This is a genomic window from Pseudomonas sp. JR33AA (genome assembly GCF_021378985.1).
GTDB classification, from domain to species: domain Bacteria; phylum Pseudomonadota; class Gammaproteobacteria; order Pseudomonadales; family Pseudomonadaceae; genus Aquipseudomonas; species Aquipseudomonas alloputida.
In genome coordinates, this window is sequence record NZ_JAJSAW010000004.1 from 377,781 (window position 1) to 396,972 (window position 19,192).

At 62.1% G+C, this 19,192-nt stretch carries 16 protein-coding genes and 1 pseudogene; 8 read left to right on the forward strand and 9 right to left on the reverse strand.

The window, feature by feature from the left end; genetic code table 11:
- Positions 1-11: 11 nt before the first annotated feature.
- Genes LVS58_RS09835 through icmH form a run of 3 tightly spaced genes read right to left on the reverse strand, consistent with a single transcriptional unit; the run spans position 12 to position 3,929 of the window.
- Positions 12-890, reverse strand: a complete 879-nt coding sequence (locus tag LVS58_RS09835; protein WP_233690910.1) for a DUF4123 domain-containing protein — start codon at positions 888-890, stop codon at positions 12-14.
- Entirely contained in the window at positions 890-3,067 is a 2,178-nt protein-coding gene (locus LVS58_RS09840) for a type VI secretion system Vgr family protein (RefSeq protein ID WP_233690911.1), read from the reverse strand. The genes LVS58_RS09835 and LVS58_RS09840 overlap by 1 nt, the downstream gene beginning before the upstream one ends.
- Before the next feature lie 13 nt (positions 3,068-3,080).
- Entirely contained in the window at positions 3,081-3,929 is an 849-nt protein-coding gene (gene icmH / locus LVS58_RS09845; protein ID WP_233690912.1) for a type IVB secretion system protein IcmH/DotU, read from the reverse strand.
- Between the two features lie 374 nt (positions 3,930-4,303).
- On the opposite strand from icmH, the gene LVS58_RS09850 reads away from it, so the two are divergent.
- The 8 genes from LVS58_RS09850 (at position 4,304) to LVS58_RS09885 (ending at position 13,486) form a co-directional block, all read left to right on the forward strand.
- A complete protein-coding gene (locus tag LVS58_RS09850) occupies positions 4,304-5,050 on the forward strand; it encodes a gluconate 2-dehydrogenase subunit 3 family protein (protein ID WP_233690913.1) in 747 nt (248 codons plus the stop codon).
- Positions 5,051-5,053: 3 nt separating this feature from the next.
- The gene (locus tag LVS58_RS09855) at positions 5,054-6,838 is read left to right on the forward strand and encodes a GMC family oxidoreductase (protein WP_233690914.1); all 1,785 of its coding nucleotides are present in this window, start codon (positions 5,054-5,056) and stop codon (positions 6,836-6,838) included.
- Positions 6,839-6,850: 12 nt separating this feature from the next.
- Positions 6,851-8,098 carry a cytochrome c gene (locus LVS58_RS09860; RefSeq protein WP_233690915.1) on the forward strand — a complete coding sequence of 416 codons (1,248 nt, stop codon included), beginning with the start codon at positions 6,851-6,853 and terminating at the stop codon, positions 8,096-8,098.
- A gap of 258 nt (positions 8,099-8,356) precedes the next feature.
- The gene (gene ptxS, locus LVS58_RS09865) at positions 8,357-9,376 is read left to right on the forward strand and encodes a transcriptional regulator PtxS (protein WP_233690916.1); all 1,020 of its coding nucleotides are present in this window, start codon (positions 8,357-8,359) and stop codon (positions 9,374-9,376) included.
- 66 nt (positions 9,377-9,442) lie between these two features.
- A complete protein-coding gene (locus tag LVS58_RS09870; RefSeq protein ID WP_233690917.1) occupies positions 9,443-10,222 on the forward strand; it encodes a sugar phosphate isomerase/epimerase family protein in 780 nt (259 codons plus the stop codon).
- Positions 10,215-11,165, forward strand: coding sequence for a sugar kinase (locus LVS58_RS09875; RefSeq protein WP_233690918.1), 951 nt, complete (start codon positions 10,215-10,217; stop codon positions 11,163-11,165). The genes LVS58_RS09870 and LVS58_RS09875 overlap by 8 nt, the downstream gene beginning before the upstream one ends.
- 55 nt (positions 11,166-11,220) lie before the next feature.
- A complete protein-coding gene (locus tag LVS58_RS09880; RefSeq protein WP_233690919.1) occupies positions 11,221-12,513 on the forward strand; it encodes an MFS transporter in 1,293 nt (430 codons plus the stop codon).
- A gap of 10 nt (positions 12,514-12,523) precedes the next feature.
- Positions 12,524-13,486: a 2-hydroxyacid dehydrogenase gene (locus tag LVS58_RS09885; protein ID WP_233690920.1), complete on the forward strand. Its 963-nt coding sequence runs from the start codon at positions 12,524-12,526 to the stop codon at positions 13,484-13,486.
- Positions 13,487-13,529: 43 nt separating this feature from the next.
- Here the strand turns inward: LVS58_RS09885 and LVS58_RS09890 are convergent, their stop codons facing one another.
- From LVS58_RS09890 to LVS58_RS09915, 6 genes and pseudogenes are all read right to left on the reverse strand, one after another.
- Positions 13,530-14,495, reverse strand: coding sequence for an endonuclease (locus tag LVS58_RS09890; protein WP_233690921.1), 966 nt, complete (start codon positions 14,493-14,495; stop codon positions 13,530-13,532).
- A gap of 14 nt (positions 14,496-14,509) precedes the next feature.
- Positions 14,510-14,752 (reverse strand): annotated as a pseudogene (locus LVS58_RS09895) (hypothetical protein); the annotation flags it as partial.
- Positions 14,753-14,773: 21 nt separating this feature from the next.
- On the reverse strand, positions 14,774-15,769 hold the full coding sequence (locus tag LVS58_RS09900) for an aldo/keto reductase (protein WP_233690922.1): 996 nt from the start codon (positions 15,767-15,769) through the stop codon (positions 14,774-14,776).
- A gap of 95 nt (positions 15,770-15,864) precedes the next feature.
- Complete coding sequence (locus LVS58_RS09905) at positions 15,865-16,716, reverse strand: LysR family transcriptional regulator (protein WP_233690923.1); 852 nt, start codon at positions 16,714-16,716, stop codon at positions 15,865-15,867.
- A 62-nt stretch (positions 16,717-16,778) separates the two neighbouring features.
- The gene (locus LVS58_RS09910) at positions 16,779-17,963 is read right to left on the reverse strand and encodes an MFS transporter (protein WP_233690924.1); all 1,185 of its coding nucleotides are present in this window, start codon (positions 17,961-17,963) and stop codon (positions 16,779-16,781) included.
- Between the two features lie 162 nt (positions 17,964-18,125).
- Entirely contained in the window at positions 18,126-19,007 is an 882-nt protein-coding gene (locus tag LVS58_RS09915) for a LysR family transcriptional regulator (RefSeq protein ID WP_233690925.1), read from the reverse strand.
- Positions 19,008-19,192 lie beyond the last annotated feature (185 nt).

The window sequence follows — 19,192 nt, forward strand, 5'->3', positions numbered from 1 at the left end:
TGTGCTGTGCCTCAGCCCTTGGTGCGCAGGCAGCGCTGCACATTGTCCATCAGGGATGTCTGCTGCTCGCGCGTGGCGGCAATTGCCTCCTGCCAGGCTGGCGAGCTACTGAGCTGTTCGCCACCGCGAGCCAGCATCAGCACATAGCTGATCAGGTCTTCTTCACGTTCCAGGCCTTGTGCGCGCGCCTGATCCAGATAGTGCTGAATCAAGCCGATCCGTGTGCCGTGGCAAGTAGCAGGCAAGGTCGGGCAGGACAGGTAGTTCTTGAGCAACTCGGCAAGTTGGTAGCTCAGCGGGTCACCCGCCAATTCGGCCCAACACGCTTCGTTCAACGTAATTGGCGGAGACTGCGTGGATTGAGGCTGATCACCGCCGGATATCTGCATCCACAGCCGCTTGCTCGGGTGCGCCACGGGTGCCCACCAGTGATGGATGGGGGCCAGCCATTCGCTTACCCCGGGCAGCTCACGGTGCCTGTCCAGCACTAACAAAGCCGCGGCGGTGTGGAAGCGCAACAGGTACGCGTGGCCGTCCGCGCCCGTGACGATGTTGGCGTGGCTCATGTGTCGGGCGAGCCGGGCAGCGGGGAGTGCGCTGACTATCCAGCCGCAGACTGCGCCAGCGGCACCTTGTTCAAGCTGCCATTGGAAGTCGTACTGGGCCGAGACATCGGAACCGGGGCGCGAACCGAACAACCAAGGGCCTGCTGCCCGCAGGTTCCTCAACTGGGCTTGTTGCAGCAGTGGCCAGCAGCGGCCCGTGTAGTGCCCGGTCAGTTGTTTCTGCACCTCGGGTGCCAAGTTGGCCATTTCCACGACGGCGCTGAGGCGATAGTGATCGGATGCCCGCAGTACCTCGACCATTGCTCTGACAAATGGGCTGGGCATCAGCTTGCTCCCTCCATGCGAATGATGTTGTGGCCGTCGGCGATCGCTTTGAGCAGGCAGCTGAGGCAAATGGGGTCGCCCGGCGCTGGTACGCCAGACGTTGAAGTGACGCGATTGCTACCCATGGCCTGCTGGCTGACAGGCCCTTTGAAGGCCAGCGCCAGGCCGTCCAGCGTGATACCGGCGCCGTCGACTCTCAAAAGCCCAGCGGGGCTGCGGATCGTCAGGCTTTCACTGACCTGGATGTCATACACCTTGGTGGTGTGCCGGATGGCTTCGCCCGTTTGCAACGTGCTATGACCGGCAACGACCTGTTCGAGGAGGCCGCCGATTTCTATTGTGTGGTTTGCCTTGGTGATGTCCTGTCGGTGGTTCCCCACCTGTTCGATTCGGTCCTTGCCTGTGGTAATCGTGTGGTTGCGACCGATGCTCAGGCTGTCGTCGTTGCCAATTTCGTGTACCCGGTTCTGGCCGATACCAACAGACTCGTCACGGGCAATGTCTTCGCGACGGTCTTGCCCGATCGACGTCGTCTCGTTTCGCTCGACGCGTTCGGTACGATCATTACCCACGCGTGTGGTTTCGTCGTGCTTGACGATGTTGTTCTGGTCCCGCTCGGCATGAATGAACACCTCCTGGCGACCCAGTTCATCCTCGAAGCGCAGCTCGTTGAAGCCTTCGCCTTTATGGGTCTGGCTCTTGATGGTCATGCGCGTCTTGTGCTCGGGCAGGTCATAGGGCGGCAATTGGTTACCGCAATAGGTGCGCCCGGTGATCATCGGCTGGTCGGGGTCGGCGTTGACGTACTGGATGATCACGTCCTGGCCGATGCGCGGGATGGCCATCGAGCCCCAACTGCCCCCCGCCCAACCTTGCGACACGCGTACCCAGCAGGAGCTGAACTCGTTGTTTTCGCTTTCCCGGTCCCAAGGAAAGCTCACTTTCACCCGGCCCCATTGGTCGCAATAGATTTCCTCGCCCTTGGGCCCGACCACCGTCGCCATGTGCGGGCCGTCGATGCGTGGCTTGGGCAGGGGGGCCGGGCGCCACTCGGCCCTGCCCGGAACCAGCAATGCTTCCTGTTTGTAGCGGGTGCCTTGCTGCGAGCCCGCGGCCTCTTCCTGCAGGCTGGTGAACTGGGTACCTTCGTGATGCACGCCGACCGTGCGCCAGTGCACGTTGAGGTCTTCACGCGGGTGCTCGATGAGGGTGAAGCTCAGCCCCGGTTGCAGGCGCACATCGTCGCCTTCCACTTCGGCAATGCGCGCATCGTGGCGCAGGGCGGTGAGGCGGATGGCAGTGAACGTAACCCCGACCGCATCACGCTTGTATCGGCCGGGGTAGTCGAAGCGCTCATAGTTCAGCGATTGATGAGGGTTGCTATTGTCGTACGCTTTGTGTTCCTGACGGTATTGCGGATGAGTGAAGGTGTAGTCCCGTTGCACCTGCCGCGCTGTTCGCACCTGTTCGCTGTAATGCAAGCGCCGCAGGCAAGGCCTGGCCTGATCGCCGCCTCCAACGGATCGGTACAGCACCTGATCGGGGCCGACGTCGTCATCGCGAAACCCTTCATCCTCATCATCGGTCTTGATCGCACCCCGGCTGATCTGCCCCAGCGCCAGCAGCCGGTCAGTGATGACCAGCAAGTGTTGTTTCGGTGTGTGTTCGAAGCGGTAGACAATGCCTTCCTCGGCGGCCAGGCGGGTCATGAAGTCGAGGTCTGTTTCACCGGCCTGCACGCAAAATTCGCGCACCTGATGCGGGTCGAGACACTTGAGTTCGTAGGCATTCACGCCCTGGCGCTTGAGCATGATCTCGAGAATCTGCGGTACGGTTTTCTGCTGGAAGATGCGCCAGTTCGAGCGCAGCCCGGCGCGGGCCAGCACAGGCTCGACCAGAGCGCGGTATCGGGTGCGATGGAAGCCTGTTTCACCTTGGCTGAAGGTGCTGACCAGGCCGTGCACGTAGCGCAACGGGCGCTCATCCTGCCAGAGGGTGAACAGCACCGGTTTGTCGAGGAGCTGGCCGAAGTCGACATCGTCTTCGAAACTGATCAGTTCCAGCTGCAGCTGGAACGGTGAGCTGATGGCTTCGTCCAGCTCGAACGACACCACCTCAAACTCGCTTCGGCCGATCAGCGGCTGAAAAGTGAAGCGTAAATCGGATTGGCTGGGCATTTGGCGTCCCTGGCTATTGCTGCAAAATGGCATTGAGCGATTCGAGAACTTCGGCCGTTAGCAGGTCGAGGCGGTAGCTGTAGTAGCTATAGGCGCAGACCATGGCGATGGCCGAGATGACCAGCGGGGTCCACCAGGGCCACTGCCACCGGCGCATACGATGCGGGCAATGGACGACGTTGCTATAGGGGTCGCTCACTGTTTGCGGCGTGGGGCCACGCAGTTGGCGAATGACCTTGTGCATCCTGCTGATCAGCGCGCTGAGGATTTCATCGCCCTTGGGGTCAAGGGCGTACTTGCCTTGCAGGCCCAGGCAAAAGCAGAAGTACAGGAACTCCAGCACATCCTGGAATTCCTTTGGCGATTGCATGATGCGCTCGAGCAGCACGAAGATCTTTTCGCCGCCCTGGGTTTCGTCGTGGAAGATGCTCAGCAGCGGTTCGTGGCTCCAGCACGAGTTCTGGCCCCAGGGGCGGGTCATCACGGCCTCGTCCAGGTGCAGGCACAGGGCGTAGGAATAGACTTCCTGGTGGACCGAGCAATAGCCGTGCTGTCGCATTTCTTCGCGGATAGTACTGACCTGCGTTTGCACGGTTTTGTGCACGAACTGGATGTTGGGCAGGTCATCCAGCGTGCGCAGGCGAATGACCAGGCCGAACAGCTGGCTTGCCGCATCGAGCATGAGGTTGTCGTAGCCGCCGCGTAGCTGAAAGTCCGGGTCGGCCGGGTAGCCGGGTAGATCGGTTGCGTATTCAGGACCCCTGCCGGCAGGAGGCGCTGGGGTTTCGTTTATGTCTTCAAGCAGGATTGGTTTTTGGGGGGCAGGCACTGGTTTGCCAGTGTGGTTGGACTCTTTGGGCATCCTTGATCCTCGTCTCTTGGCAGATCAAACATTCGCGCTGGCCCCCTGCATCCATGCGGTCGGGCGCAAGCCGTTGCGAAAGTTTGAAGACTATCGAGGAGTCAACGTTGGTGGCAGATCGAAACCTCCTGATGTGCTGTAGGACGTATCGCTAAAAGTTGTTGGTAAGTGCTTTCTGTCAAAAAATGATGCTTCGCACAGGTGTTGTAAGCGGGCTTCATGTGGTCGGAATCGAGCATGAAACCGGTTTCAAAACATTCCTGAACGCGCTAGATTATTCGGCTGTCTTCTGGGTGGCCTATCAAGATCACCGTTCAATTGAAAATCAGATGGCGCTTATCAAGGCCACCCCCCACAGCCGATGAGGATTCGCAATGCCTGAGCATGCCCCAGACAACCCGCGCAGGGATTTTCTGCGCAAGACCTTGACCCTGATCCCTGCCGTTACAGTGGCCAGCACAGGGCTTGGCGTGGGCGCCAGCCAGCTGCTTGCGGCCCCGCAACCGCAACCGCAACCGAAAGCGCCGGCCACGCCGCCTGCTGGCAACTACCAACCGACATTCTTCAGCGCCGAAGAGTGGGCTTTTGTACAAGCTGCCGTGTCGCGCATTATCCCAGCCGATGAGCTTGGCCCAGGGGCACTTGAAGCGGGGGCCGCCGAATTTATCGACCGGCAAATGAACACGCCCTACGCGACGGGCGCTCAGTGGTACATGCAAGGGCCGTTCAACGCCGACGCGCCGCCTGAGTTGGGCTACCAGCTGCAGCTCAGCCCGCAACAAATCTACCGCCTGGGCATCGCTGCCGTGGACGGCTGGTGCAAGGCCAATAGCGGACAGGTTTTTGCTGCGCAAGATAGCGCTACCCGGGACCGCATTCTCAGCAAGTTAGAGGCAGGAGAGGTGGTTCTCGAAACCGTTCCGGCGAACGTGTTCTTCAGCCTGCTGGTGCAAAACACGCGCGAAGGGTTCTTCTGCGACCCGATTCATGGCGGCAACAAAGGCATGGTCGGCTGGACGCAGATCGGCTTCCCCGGCGCCCGCGCCGACTTCATGGACTGGGTCGAGCGCAATGAGCCTTACCCGTTCCCGGCTGTGTCGATCCGTGGTGAGAGGGCCTGAGGCATGGCGACTGTGTTGAACAAAGTGGATGCGGTGATCGTCGGCTTCGGCTGGGCCGGTGCGATCATGGCCAAAGAGCTGACCGAGGCCGGGCTGCACGTGGTAGCCCTGGAGCGGGGGCCGATGCAGGATACCTACCCCGAAGGCAGCTACCCGCAGGTAATCGATGAGCTGACCTACAGTGTGCGCAAGAAGCTGTTCGTCGATGTGTCGAAAGAAACCGTCACTGTACGCCACAGCGTGAAGGACGTGGCACTGCCCAATCGCCAGCTCGGTGCCTTCCTGCCGGGTAAGGGCGTTGGCGGCGCAGGCCTGCACTGGTCGGGCGTTCACTTCCGGGTCGACCCGGTCGAGTTGCGTCTGCGCAGCCACTACGAAGAGCGCTACGGGCGCAAGTTCATCCCTGAGGGCATGACCATCCAGGACTTCGGCGTCAGTTACGAAGAGCTGGAACCCTATTTTGACTTTGCCGAAAAGGTCTTCGGCACCTCAGGCCAGGCCTGGACCGTCAACGGCCAGGTGGTGGGTGAAGGGAAGGGCGGCAATCCCTACGCGCCGGACCGTTCCAACCCGTTCCCGCTGCCCGCGCAGAAGAACGTTGTATCGGCAAGGCTGTTCGAAAAGGCTGCCACCAGCCTGGGCTATAAACCCTACAACCTGCCGTCGGCCAACACCTCAGGGCCATACACCAACCCCTACGGGGCGCAGATGGGGCCGTGCAACTTCTGCGGCTTCTGCAGCGGCTACGTGTGTTACATGTACTCCAAGGCCTCGCCCAACGTGAATATCCTGCCGGCGCTGCGCCAGGTGCCCAACTTCGAGTTGCGGCCCAATGCCCATGTGCTGCGGGTAAACCTGGACGACAGCAAGCGCAAGGCCACTGGCGTGACCTACATCGATGCGCAGGGACGCGAGGTGGAGCAGCCGGCGGAGCTGGTGATCCTGGCGGCGTTCCAGTTCAACAACGTGCGCCTGATGCTGCTTTCCGGCATCGGTAAGCCTTACGACCCCGTCAAGAACGAAGGTGTGGTCGGGCGTAACTTCGCCTACCAGAACATGGGAACGGTCAAGGCGTTCTTCGACAAAAACACCTACACCAACAACTTCATCGGCGCGGGTGGCAATGGCATTGCCATCGACGATTTCAACGCCGACAACTTCGACCATGGCCCGTACGGCTTCGTCGGCGGTTCGCCAATGTGGGTGAACCAGGCCGGCAGCCGGCCGATTGCCGGTACCTCCAACCCGCCGGGCACGCCGGCCTGGGGCAGTGCCTGGAAGAAAGCCACGGCCGACTACTACACCCACCAGGTGTCGATGGACGCCCACGGCGCCCACCAGTCCTACCGTGGCAATTACCTCGACCTGGACCCCACCTACCGCGATACCTACGGTCAGCCGCTGCTGCGCATGACGTTCGACTGGCAGGAAAACGACATCAAGATGAACCAGTTCATGGTCGACAAGCTGAGCAAGATCGCCCAAGCGATGAACCCCAAGGCCATTGCCGTGCTGGGCAAGCAGGTCAAGGACCACTTCAACACAGCCAGTTACCAGACCACCCACCTGAACGGTGGGGCGATCATGGGCACCGATCCCAAGACCAGTGCACTGAACCGCTACCTGCAAAGCTGGGACGTACACAACGTGTTCGTTCCGGGGGCTTCGGCGTTCCCGCAGGGGCTGGGTTACAACCCGACCGGGCTGGTGGCCGCGCTCACCTACTGGTCGGCCCGCGCCATCCGTGAGCATTACCTGAAAAACCCCGGTCCGTTGGTCCAGGCCTGAGGAGCGATGAGCATGAAGACAATGTTGATCGCAACCCTGCTGATCGGTGCCACTACGGCCTTACAGGCCGTGGCGAATGACGATGCGCAGGTGCGCCAGGGCGAGTACCTGGCCCGCGCCGGTGATTGTGTGGCCTGCCACACCGCCAAGGGCGGCAAGGCCTTTGCCGGCGGCCTGCCGATGGAAACGCCAATCGGCACGGTGTACTCCACCAACATCACCCCGGCGGCCAGCGGTATCGGCAATTACAGCTTCGAAGACTTCGACCAGGCGGTACGCAAGGGCATTGGCAAGGATGGCAGCACCTTGTACCCGGCCATGCCATACCCGTCGTATGCGCGGGTCAGCGAGCAGGACATGCAGGCGCTGTACACCTACTTCATGAAGGGTGTGGAGCCGGTCGAGCAGGCGAACCAGGCCACTGACATTCCCTGGCCGTTGAGCATGCGTTGGCCGCTGGCAATCTGGCGCGGCCTGTTCGCGCCAGAGGCCAAGCCTTGGCAGGCATCGGCCGCAGCCGACCCGGTGGTGAACCGTGGCGCTTACCTGGTCGAGGGGCTTGGGCATTGTGGCGCCTGCCATACGCCGCGGGCGCTGACCATGCAGGAAAAGGCGCTGAGCCCTGCAGAGGGCGAGCAGTTCCTGGCCGGCAGCGCACCGCTGGAAGGCTGGATCGCGAAAAACCTGCGTGGCGATCACAAGGACGGCCTGGGCAGCTGGAGCGAAGCGCAGCTGGTGCAGTTTCTGAAGACCGGGCGTAGCGATCGCAGCGCGGTATTCGGTGGCATGAGCGATGTGGTCGAACACAGCATGCAGCACATGAGTGACGCCGACCTTACCGCAATCGCCCGTTACCTGAAGACCCTGCCGCCGAGCAACCCGAATGACCAGCCGCACGTCTACGACAAGCAGGTGGCGGATGCGCTGTGGAAGGGTGATGACAGCAAACCCGGGGCGGCGGTGTACATCGACAACTGCGCGGCCTGCCACCGTACCGATGGCCAAGGCTACACCCGCGTGTTCCCCGCGTTGGCTGGCAACCCGGTGGTACAGACCGCAGATGCCACGTCGCTGATTCACGTGGTGCTGGCGGGGGGGACGGTGCCGGCGACGCACACCGCACCGTCGAACTTCACCATGCCGGCATTCGGCTGGCGCCTGAGTGACCAGGAGGTGGCCGAGGTGGTGAACTTCATCAGAAGCAGCTGGGGTAATCATGGCAGCGCCGTCACAGCAGGCGATGTTAAGCCGCTTCGCTGACCTCTCCAGCTGCACCCTGATCCACTGCGGGTTTACCCGCGAATGCGATGTCGTACCTACCGACGCATTCGCGGGTGAACCCGCGCCTGCTTTGTTTTTGGTTGAAATTGTATGTGCATCAACCATTTAATTTGCTTATCTAATCTTGAATATCATATTTTTTTAACATTGCCGACCAACGGCAGGTTGACGAACCGGCGTAGTTTTGCTGTATTGAAACCGGTTTCATCGCTATCACAATAATCATAAGGACAGCCCATGACCGATGCGCCTGCCCATGCCCGCGAACGGGTCACCATCAGCGAAGTAGCGCGTGTCGCTGGCGTTTCCAAAGCCACCGTCTCCCGTTACATCGGTGGCGACCGCCAATTGCTGGCCGAAGCCACGGCCAAGCGGCTGGAAGAGGTCATCGAACGCCTCGGCTATCGCCCCAACCAGATGGCTCGCGGCCTCAAGCGCGGCCAGACGCGACTGATCGGCATGCTGGTGGCCGATATCCTCAACCCCTATTCAGTGGCCGTGATGCACGGCGTAGAAACCGCCTGTCGTCAGCATGGTTACAGCCTGGTGGTGTGCAACACCAACCGCGACGACGAGCAGGAGCGTCACCACCTGGTGGCCCTGCAGAGCTACAACGTCGAAGGGTTGATCGTGAACACGCTCGGTCACCACCCCGGCGAACTGCTCAACCTGCGGCGTGATATCCCTATGGTGCTGGTCGACCGCCAATTGCCCGAGCTGAATGTGGACCTTGTCGGCCTGGACAATGCTGACGCAATCGAGCAGGCCCTGGACCACCTGCAGGCCCAGGGCTACCGCGACATCCTGGCGGTCAGTGAACCCCTTGATGGAACCAGCTCACGCCTGGAGCGGGTGCAGGCATTCGGCGCGTCGGTCAGCCGCCGGCCCGGCATGCGCCAGCAGGTGCTGGAAATCACCGCCGGGCTGCAGGGCCAACTGGCTACGTTTCTTGCCAGCCGCGGCCATGGCCCGCAAGCCATCTTCACCTTCAACGGCGTTGCCACCTTGGCGGTGACCCGGGCCCTGCACGAGGCCGGGTGCAACCTGTTCGCCGATGTCGGGCTGATCGCCCTCGACGACCTCGACTGGTACCCCTTGGTCGGCAAAGGCATCACTGCACTGGCCCAACCCACCGAGCGTATCGGTGTGGCGGCATTCGAGAGCCTGCTCGGTCGCCTGCGCGGCGACAGCGAGGCAGCCCGGCGCATCGACTTCAAGGCCAACCTCATCATCCGCGGTTCAACCCAACCCCAGTAAGCAACGGCAGGCCTTCGCCTGCTAGTGCCGATTAAAAATGAAACCGGTTTCATAAGGATAAAAACAATGCACCCGAACCCCGTTTCCATCAGCCTCTCAAGCTACGGTGCCGACTTTGTGCGGCAGCGTGGCCAGGAGCAGTTCCTGGACATGCTGGCGGCCGCTGGCGTCAGCCGAGTGGAATTGCGCGAAGAGTTGTTCGCCAGTGCACCGGACGCGGCTGCACTCGGTGCGGTCATCGCCGCACTGCGCCTGGAGTGCCTGTACTCGACACCTCTTGAACTGTGGACCGCGCAAGGCGTGCCTGACCCGCTACTGGTCCGCAAGCTGGAAACTGCCCGGGTGCTTGGCGCGGTGGCGTTGAAGGTTTCCCTGGGGCACTTCGATGAGCAGTGCGATGTGACGGCCCTGGCGTCGCTGCTGCCTGCCCATGGGCCTCTGTTGCTGGTGGAAAACGATCAGACCGCACAAGGTGGCAGGATCGAACCGATGCTGCAGTTTTTCCAGCGTGTCGACCCGCTTGGGCTGCGCCTGGGCATGACGTTCGATATCGGTAACTGGCAGTGGCAGGGCGAGCCTGCACAGCAAGCTGCAAGACAGCTAGGCCGCTGGGTGCGCTATGTGCATTGCAAGGCTGTGCAGCGCCGGGCCGATGGCCGCCTGGTTGCCATACCGCCGCAAGCAGCGGACCTGCAAGCGTGGGCAGCGCTGATGGCCGAGTTCGCGCCGGGCGTGGTGCGTGCCGTCGAGTACCCCCTGGTTGGCGAGGACCTGCTGGCGCTGACCCGGGCCCAGGTGCGTCACCTTTCTGCACTGGGCGCGGCGCAGGAGCTGGACCATGCATGAACATGACGTGCTGTGTTTCGGCGAGACCATGGCCATGTTCGTTGCCGAGCAAGCCGGTGACCTGGCCGGTGTCCGCCAGTTCGGCAAACGCATCGCCGGCGCCGACAGTAACGTGGCGATCGGCCTGGCGCGGCTGGGGTTCAAGGTGCGCTGGCTGAGCCGGGTAGGTGACGATTCGTTGGGCCGTTTCGTACTCGACAGCTTGCGCTGTGAAGGCCTGGACTGTTCCGGCGTCGAGGTGGATGCCAACTACCCGACCGGTTTTCAGCTCAAGGCCCGCAGCGATGATGGTAGCGACCCGGCAGTGGAGTACTTTCGCCGCGGTTCGGCGGCCAGCAGGCTGTCACCTGCGATGTTGAGCCCCGTTTGGCTGCAGGCGCGCCACGTGCACGCTACCGGTATTCCGCTGGCGCTGTCGGACAGTGCTCGGGCGCTGTCCCACGCGCTGCTGGATGCAATGCGCGCAGCCGGGCGCAGCCTATCGTTCGACCCTAACCTGCGCCCCTCGCTATGGCCCGATCAAAGCAGCATGGTGCGTGAAATCAATGCCCTGGCGGTCAAGGCCGACTGGGTTTTACCGGGGTTGGAGGAGGGGCGGCTGCTGACCGGTCAGCACACCCCGGCCGATATCGCCGCGTTCTACCTGGACCAAGGGGTGGAGTTGGTGGTGATCAAGCTGGGCGACGCTGGCGCCTACTTCCGCAGCACCAAGGGCGAAGGGCAGGTAGCCGCCGTGCCAGTCAGCCGCGTGGTGGACACCGTCGGTGCAGGTGATGCCTTTGCCGTCGGTGTGCTCAGCGCGTTACTGGAGGGTCGTCCGGTAGCCGAGGCGGTAGCGCGCGGCAACTGGTGCGGCAGCCGTGCCGTGCAGTCGCGGGGCGACATGGAAGGGCTGCCGCTGCGCCATGAACTGGAGGCCTACGACCTGCGCAGAAGCGCATGAGCCGACTCCGAATCACCTGTTGCAACAAAAACAACAAGCTCAGGAGAAACAAACCATGCAAAGCCAAAGCCTGGCACCTCGCCGCTGGTGGTACATCATCCCGATTGTGTTCGTCACCTACAGCCTGGCGTACCTGGACCGCGCCAATTACGGCTTCGCCGCCGCCTCCGGCATGGCCGAAGACCTGCATATCACCCCGGTGCTGTCTTCGTTGTTGGGTGCGCTGTTCTTTCTCGGTTACTTCTTCTTCCAGGTGCCCGGCGCCATCTACGCCGAAAAGCGCAGCGTGAAGAAGCTCATCTTCGTCTGCCTGATCCTGTGGGGCGGCCTTGCCACGCTGACCGGCATGGTCAGCAACGTCTACATGCTGATCGGTATCCGCTTCCTGCTCGGGGTGGTGGAGGCTGCGGTCATGCCGGCCATGTTGGTGTACCTGTGCCATTGGTTCACCCGGGCCGAGCGTTCGCGCGCCAATACCTTCCTGATGCTGGGCAATCCGGTGACCATTCTGTGGATGTCGGTGGTTTCCGGTTACCTGATCAAGCATTACGACTGGCGCTGGATGTTCATCATCGAAGGCTTGCCCGCCGTGATATGGGCGTTCTTCTGGTGGCGCCTGGTGGATGACCGCCCGGCCCAGGTGACTTGGCTGAGCGAGCAGGAAAAAGCCGCCTTGGCGCAGGCGCTGGCTGCCGAGCAGCAGGGTATCAAGCCTGTGAAGAACTACCGCGAGGCGTTCCGCTCGCCGCAGGTGATCATCCTGGCGCTGCAGTACTTCTGCTGGAGCATTGGCGTGTATGGCTTCGTGCTGTGGCTGCCGTCGATTCTCAAACAGGCGGCGAACGTCGATATCGTGCAGGCCGGCTGGCTGGCCTCGGTGCCCTACCTGGCGGCGGTACTGGCGATGGTGGGCGTGTCCTGGGCGTCCGACCGCGTGCAAAAGCGCAAGCGCTTCGTCTGGCCGCCGCTGCTTATTGCCGCTGTGGCGTTCTATGGCTCTTACGCCTTGGGCAGCGAGCATTTCTGGCTGTCGTATGCATTGCTGGTGGTCGCTGGCGCCTGCATGTACGCACCCTATGGCCCGTTCTTCGCGATCGTGCCCGAGATCCTGCCGGCCAACGTCGCAGGCGGCGCAATGGCGCTGATCAACAGCATGGGTGCGCTGGGCTCGTTTGGCGGTTCGTGGCTGGTGGGCTACCTCAATGGCGCTACGGGCGGGCCCGGCGCCTCTTATCTGTTCATGTGCGGTGCGCTGCTGACCGCAGTGGCGCTTACCGCTGCACTCAATACTTCCCAGACGTCTGGCCGGGCAAAGCGCGATAGCTCGCGTCTGGCCATGAACCATTAGGAAATCTGCAATGAAGAAGCGAATCGTCCTGTATAAACGCCTGTCCGACGACTTGATGGCACGCCTGCAAGAGCGTGTCGAGGTGACCTGGGTGGACACCACCCAGCCCGATGGCCTGGCCCGCCTGCGCGATGCGTTGCCGGGGGCGCACGGGTTGCTGGGGGCCAGCCTGCGCCTGGATGCCAGCCTGCTCGACCTTGCCCCGCAACTGGAAGTGGTGTCGAGCGTTTCGGTAGGCGTGGACAACTACGATATTGCTGAGCTCAGCAGGCGGGGTGTGATGCTCACCAACACGCCTGACGTGTTGACCGAAACCACGGCCGACACAGGCTTTGCCTTGATCCTGGCTACCGCCAGGCGGGTGGTGGAGCTGGCGAACTGGGTGCGTGACGGCCGCTGGCAGGCCAACCTGGGGCCGGCGCATTTTGGCAGTGATGTGCACGGCAAGACGCTAGGCATCGTCGGCATGGGCCGCATTGGCGAGGCCCTGGCCCGGCGCGCGGCCGCTGGCTTTGGCATGCGCGTGCTGTATCACAGCCAGCGTGCCAAGCCAGAGGTGGAAGCACGCTATGCCGCATGCCAGTGCAGCCTGGATGACTTGTTGCAGCAGGCAGACTTCGTTTGCCTGACGGTTCCGTTGAGCGCCAGCACCGAAGGCCTGATAGGCACACGAGAACTCGCGTTGATGAAGCCTGAGGCAATTCTGGTGAACATCTCACGCGGGCGTGTGGTGGATGAGCAGGCGCTGATCGAAGCGCTGCGTGCCAGGCGCATTCGCGGCGCGGGGTTGGACGTGTTCGTGCACGAGCCGCTGCCGCCCGACTCGCCGCTGTTGCAGCTCGATAACGTGGTAGCGACCCCGCATATTGGCTCGGCGACCGAGGAAACCCGCCAGGCCATGGCGCGTTGCGCGGTGGACAACCTGCTCAGCGCGCTGGCCGGTGAGCGGCCGGTAAACCTGGTCAACGGCTGACGCGGCCTCGTTCCTACAGGGGCTGCGTCAGCCTTTGAAACGGTCAGCGGCAGTTGCCTGCCTTGCGATACCCCGCTGCCTGCGCTTCACCTTCGTTTGCGAAGGTAACCTGGTTCTTAGCTGCAACCTGGTTGTAGCCCGGGCAGCCGACTGACAGGTGATAGACGTGGCTGTTGCGGTTGCCAAGCACGGCACCGACCGAACCGGCGCTGGCCAGGCTTGGTTCGGCCTCTGTCCTGGCCGCTTTTACCGGCGCCACCTGTACCAGGCCGCTGCCAACCGGCTTGTAGCCGGCAGTCCACTTGCGTTCGCCACTTACAAACGGGTTGCCATGGCCCATGATTGTGGCAATGCGCCGGTCGCGTTCCTTCTCCCAGGCCGACACCGGGTGCTGCTTGTCCCAGGCCATCAGCAGCTGTTGCTGTTGGCGCGACATGCTCAGCTTGTAGCGATCGAACATGTAGAACGTGGTGCGGGCCACCAGGCCTTTGACTTCGTCACGCGGTTCGGCGGTGCGCTGTACAAAATCGACCTTGGTAGTGCATTGGCCGTATTCGCCGGCATTGCCAGTGACCATGCCGTAGTTGAAGTTGCTGCGGTCACCGTTGACCTCACCCACGGCTGGGTAAAGGTTGAACAGGTCGGCCTCCATGGCGCGGAACACCGGGTCGTTGTCCACGCAATGCTCACGGCCTCCGTTCTTCCAGCACTGGCGCTGGTTACCGAAGGTATGGGCGGGCACGATGTGTTCCCACTCGGTGCGTTCGGCGCGGTTCTGCTGCTTGCGGGTCTGGTAGCCACACGAGGCGGCATCGATGCGTCCGCCAGACTTGCCCACCCAGGTCCATTTGCAACCGCAGTACAGGTCGCCCATGGCACTGCTGGCCTGGTCCAGGTAGACCTTCTGCTTGGCCACCACCTTGGCTTCGGTGAAGGTGGCCGGCGGGCTGGCCAAGGCGGGGAGGGTAAAGGAAAATAATAATGTTACGGCGTAAAGCAGTGATTTCATGGGGAAAACATATTTCAGGTTGGGCCGCGCATTGTAATGGTTTCCCCGGTGCTGACCAGCTCACGGAGCCATACCAATAGTCGCCCCGGGTCGTCGCTGCCCATACGGCTGAATGTGGCTGAATCGAGCATGTCCCGCACCTGGTTGCCCATGCGCAGCAGGTGCTCGACGAAACCGGCAGCGACGTCACCGTATTCCTCCAGGGAAACCCCGCTCTGGTTGTGCCCGATTGCGAGGTGGTCATGACTGACACCATCAAGAACTGCCACAAGCCAACGCTACTTGAAGCCGGTGACCGCATGGGGAACGTAAGGGGCCTGCAAGCGCATCACCTCGTCCTCGCTCAGTTGCAGTGACAGTGCGCCCAGGGCATCGTCCAGGTGGGCGGGCTTCGAGGCGCCGACGATAGGGGCGCTAACGCCGGGCCTGCCCAGCACCCAGGCCAGCGCAACCTGGGCCATCGGCACTCCCCGTTCACTGGCGATCTGCTCGACCACATCGATTACCCGGCCGTCCTCCACCTCAGTCTTTTCATAGAACGACTGCCCGGACACATCGGTGCGCGTGCGCTCGGTCTGCTGCCCATGCGGCCGAGTCAGGCGGCCGCGCGCCATCGGGCTCCAGGGCATCAGGCCGACGCCTTGATCCAGGCACAGCGGGATCATCTCTCGCTCTTCTTCGCGGTAGATCAGGTTGAGGTAGTTCTGCATCGACACGAAGCGGCTCCAGCCATGGCTGGCGGCTACCTGCTGCGCCTTGGCGAACTGCCAGGCATACATCGACGATGCGCCGATGTAGCGCGCCTTGCCGGCCTTGACCACATCATGCAGGGCTTCCATGGTTTCCTCGATGGGGGTGTGGTAGTCCCAGCGGTGGATTTGGTAAAGGTCGACGTAGTCTGTGCCCAGGCGGCTGAGGCTGGCGTCGATGTTGGCCATGATCGCCTTGCGTGACAAACCTTGCTCATTGGGCCGGCTGTCGCCTTCCCACATGTTGGCAGGGAAGAACACCTTGGTGGCGATCACGGTTTCTTCGCGGCGGGTAAACTCCCTCAGGAGTTTGCCGAGGATGATTTCCGAGGTGCCGGCGGAATAGCTGTTGGCAGTGTCAAAGAAGTTAATGCCTTGCTCGACGGCATGGCGAATGATCGGCCGGCTGGCGTCTTCGCCCAAGGTCCAGGGATGAGTGCCGGCGTCGGGTTCACCGAAGGTCATACAGCCCAGGCACAGCCTTGAAATGTCCAGCCCAGTGCTACCCAGCTTTACGTACTGCATCGTCGTCTCCTTCAAGGGGTGAGTGATGGAGTTAGCCTAACGCTGGCAGGCTTGGGCGAAAATTCCGTATTGATGCAGGCGCCATCTGCAAGAATTCACAAGCGTAGCAGCGGCCGCACCTGTTGCTGAAGGAAGTCGGTAACCGCCTTGATCCGTGGCGTGGCGCGTACGTCTTCATGAACGGCTAGCCAGATTTCGATGCTCATTGTCTGTTGGGCGCTGCCTGCCTCCTTCAGGCCGTGTTCCTGTGCCATGAACGCGGGCAGGCAGGCGATGCCGATGCCGCCGGCACAGGCTTGGGCCTGGATACGCAGGTCGTTGCTGCGCAATGCGAACGGCTGCTTGCCGGCCTGGAGGTTGAGCCATTGCTGTTGTGGGGAACGGGCCTGGGACTCGTCGTAGCCGATGTAGCGCCTTACCGTTGCGCTGGCCAGGTAACTGGGCGAGGCGTACAGCCGGTAATCCAGGTGCCCCAGCAGGCTGACCACCAGAGTTGGCTCTGTCGGCCTGGCCAAGACGATGCTGATATCAGCCTCGCGGCGGGCCAAGGAAGCCTTGGATTTGCTGCCTACCAGCTTCAGGCGCAGCTGCGGGTAGCGCTGGTACAGTTCGCCCAGGCGCCGGGCGACGATGCTGCCCAGCAGCGCCGGTGGTGCCGAGAGCACCACTTCGCCTTCCACTGCCTGTTGGCCGGCGCTGGCGAAATGCTCCAGGGCAAAAGAGGACATGGCCATTTGCTCGGCGAGTTCCGCGACACGTTGGCCTTCGTGGGTGAGGGCATAGGCGCGGGGACGTCGGTCGACCAGCTTGAGCTTGAGCGAAGCTTCGAGCGAGGCGATGCGCCGTGCCACGGTGGCGTGGTCGACACCCAGGGTCTTAGCAGCGGCCGACAGCGAGCCGGCCGAACTGAAGGCGGAGAAATGGCGCAGGTCTTCCCAATCGAACATGCATGACTCGGCAGTGGTGGGTGCATAAAGGGGTAGGGTAACCCTTTATGACCCTGCCGGCTTCAATGCCCGCCTTTCATCCGCCGCGCCAGCAGGTAAATGCCAAGGCCAACCAGCGCAGTCGCGGCGCCGATGTACCCGGTACTGGTCCAGCCCATGCCTGCAGTGATCGCCAGGCCTCCCAGCCATGGCCCCAGTGCATTGGCGAGGTTGAACGCCGCGTGGTTCGAGGCTGCCGCAAGGCTCGGCGCTTCATGGGCAATATCCATCAACCGGATTTGCAGCGGCGCCGCCAGAGCAATCATGGTGCCCACCAGGCCGATGCCCAGCAGCAGGCTCCACAGCGCCTGGGCGGCAAAGGTAAAGAACAGCAGCACGGCGACCGACCACATCAGTACCAAGCCCACGGCGCGGAACTGCAGGCGGTCGAACAGTTTGCCGCCCGCGATGTTGCCGACGATACCGCCCACGCCGAAGGCCGCGAGACCGAACGGAATCCACTGTGGCGACACCTGGGTCACTTGCAGCATGGTCGGAGCCAGGTAGCTGAACACGCAGAACATGCCGGCAAAACCGATCGAAGCGATAGCCAGCGCCATCCAAACCTGTGGGAGGGCAAAGGCCTTTAGTTCCTTGCGCGGGTCGCTGCGTGTTTCGTCGTGGCGCTGGGGCACGAAACGCCAGACCAGGGCGATGGTGCACAGGGCGATCGCGCCGACCAGCACGAATGCCGAACGCCAGCCGAAGTACTGGCCCAGGAAGGTGGCAACCGGGTTGCCGAGCAACATGGCCAAGGTCAGGCCCATCATCACCCGGGCAACGGCCCCCGCGCGCTGATCCCTGGTCACCATGCTCGAGGCCACCACTGCGGCAATGCCGAAGTAGGCGCCGTGGGGCAAGCCGCTGATGAAACGAAATGCGACCAGGCCACCGAACGAGGGGGCAAAGGCAGTGGCCAGGTTGCCCACGGCATACAGCAGCATCAACAGCAGCAGCATGTGCTTGCGCAGCAGTTTGGCACCGAGAATGGCCAGTGTCGGGGCGCCAACCATTACCCCTAGCGCATACGCGCTGATGGCATGGCCCACCTGCGGTTCACTCAGCTGCAAATTGCTTGCAATGTCGGGCATCAGGCCCATGATGGCGAATTCGCCGGTGCCGATGGCGAAGCTGCCCAGTGCCATGGCGGCTTCCATCTTGGCGACGGTGGATTTACTGGGGAGCGGGGGGCGTTCCTGGACTGACATCTGTATCCTTATTGAAACATGCTGAAACGTTCAAGGTGGGATAATAGTCAATCGATGGCTGCAACGTCGAGGACGCCGACCCGGCTTCCCCGACGTTGTCCTGGCACGGCAGCTGCGTGCAGCGCAGCAGGTGATTGCTCATCTCGCCCAGAAGACTGGCCCTCACCGCTCCAGGTAATGCGTCTGTGCAGCAAAGTCGATGAACCGCTTGCTGGCCAGCGACAGGTACTCCCCCGAGCGCCAGCACAAGCGGAAACTCATCTGCTGCGCTGGCCGGAACGGCACGCCGACGATGCCTGGCGTGCGTTGCTGCACCGAGCGCAGCAGGGTCGCCACCCCCATGTTGTCCAGCGCGGCCTGCACCACCAATGAGACGAAGTTGCTCTGCAGCGCCACCTGGTAAGTGATGCCATGTTCGGCGAAGAACGCATCCAGAAGATGGCGTTGAACGAAGGTGCGATCGAACACCACCATGTCGGTATTGCGCAGGTCTTCGGCGGTGAGGCAGGCCTTGCCGGCATAGGGGTGATCAGGGTGCATGCACGCCAGCATCTCGTCGCTGCCCAGCAGGATCGACTCCTTGTCGGGCGGTACACGCCGGGACTCCAGCAGCGCCAGGTCGATTTCCCGTTGCTCAAGGCGATGGCCAATGTCTTCGGCACTGCCTTCGAACACGGTCATGGCAATGCCCGGGTACAACTTGCGAAAGGCGTTCATCAACCCGGGGACGTAGTGCAGCCCGAACATCGGCGGGATACCCAGGCGCACTTCGCCACGCTTCAGGTCGGCCATGTCGCGCAGTTCTTGCCGGGCAACGTCCATTTCTCGCAAGGCAGAGGCAATGCGCGGCAAGAACTGCTCGCCTTCTGCCGTGAGGAGCACTTTGCGTGTGGTGCGGTTGAACAGGGTTACCCCCAGTTCTTCTTCCAGACGGGTAACGGCCATGCTCAGCGCTGGCTGGGCGATGTGCAGGTGCTGCGCGGCCTTGGTGAAGCTGCCTTGCCGGACGATTTCGACACAGCAGCGCAATGCCTTGAGGTTCATGGAGGGGTGCTACCTTTCATGCGAGATGCATTCATAACGAACTGTGATGCTAAGCATCATAACAATATATTTATTATTATTAACCAGAGGGCCTACGATGCGCGCCACTGAGACATCCTGCAACATCTCAGTCACGCAGCTTAATAAATCTGCAATCCCACAAAGATTTTGAGGTAGTACCCCAA

Excerpts from the sequence above, each read along its gene's own strand:
- LVS58_RS09835 (WP_233690910.1), bottom strand. The coding sequence starts at position 890 with ATGCCCAGCCCATTTGTCAGAGCAATGGTCGAGGTACTGCGGGCATCC.
- LVS58_RS09840 (WP_233690911.1), bottom strand. The coding sequence starts at position 3,067 with ATGCCCAGCCAATCCGATTTACGCTTCACTTTTCAGCCGCTGATCGGC.
- icmH (WP_233690912.1), bottom strand. The coding sequence starts at position 3,929 with ATGCCCAAAGAGTCCAACCACACTGGCAAACCAGTGCCTGCCCCCCAA.
- LVS58_RS09850 (WP_233690913.1), top strand. The coding sequence starts at position 4,304 with ATGCCTGAGCATGCCCCAGACAACCCGCGCAGGGATTTTCTGCGCAAG.
- LVS58_RS09855 (WP_233690914.1), top strand. The coding sequence starts at position 5,054 with ATGGCGACTGTGTTGAACAAAGTGGATGCGGTGATCGTCGGCTTCGGC.
- LVS58_RS09860 (WP_233690915.1), top strand. The coding sequence starts at position 6,851 with ATGAAGACAATGTTGATCGCAACCCTGCTGATCGGTGCCACTACGGCC.
- ptxS (WP_233690916.1), top strand. The coding sequence starts at position 8,357 with ATGACCGATGCGCCTGCCCATGCCCGCGAACGGGTCACCATCAGCGAA.
- LVS58_RS09870 (WP_233690917.1), top strand. The coding sequence starts at position 9,443 with ATGCACCCGAACCCCGTTTCCATCAGCCTCTCAAGCTACGGTGCCGAC.
- LVS58_RS09875 (WP_233690918.1), top strand. The coding sequence starts at position 10,215 with ATGCATGAACATGACGTGCTGTGTTTCGGCGAGACCATGGCCATGTTC.
- LVS58_RS09880 (WP_233690919.1), top strand. The coding sequence starts at position 11,221 with ATGCAAAGCCAAAGCCTGGCACCTCGCCGCTGGTGGTACATCATCCCG.
- LVS58_RS09885 (WP_233690920.1), top strand. The coding sequence starts at position 12,524 with ATGAAGAAGCGAATCGTCCTGTATAAACGCCTGTCCGACGACTTGATG.
- LVS58_RS09890 (WP_233690921.1), bottom strand. The coding sequence starts at position 14,495 with ATGAAATCACTGCTTTACGCCGTAACATTATTATTTTCCTTTACCCTC.
- LVS58_RS09900 (WP_233690922.1), bottom strand. The coding sequence starts at position 15,769 with ATGCAGTACGTAAAGCTGGGTAGCACTGGGCTGGACATTTCAAGGCTG.
- LVS58_RS09905 (WP_233690923.1), bottom strand. The coding sequence starts at position 16,716 with ATGTTCGATTGGGAAGACCTGCGCCATTTCTCCGCCTTCAGTTCGGCC.
- LVS58_RS09910 (WP_233690924.1), bottom strand. The coding sequence starts at position 17,963 with ATGTCAGTCCAGGAACGCCCCCCGCTCCCCAGTAAATCCACCGTCGCC.
- LVS58_RS09915 (WP_233690925.1), bottom strand. The coding sequence starts at position 19,007 with ATGAACCTCAAGGCATTGCGCTGCTGTGTCGAAATCGTCCGGCAAGGC.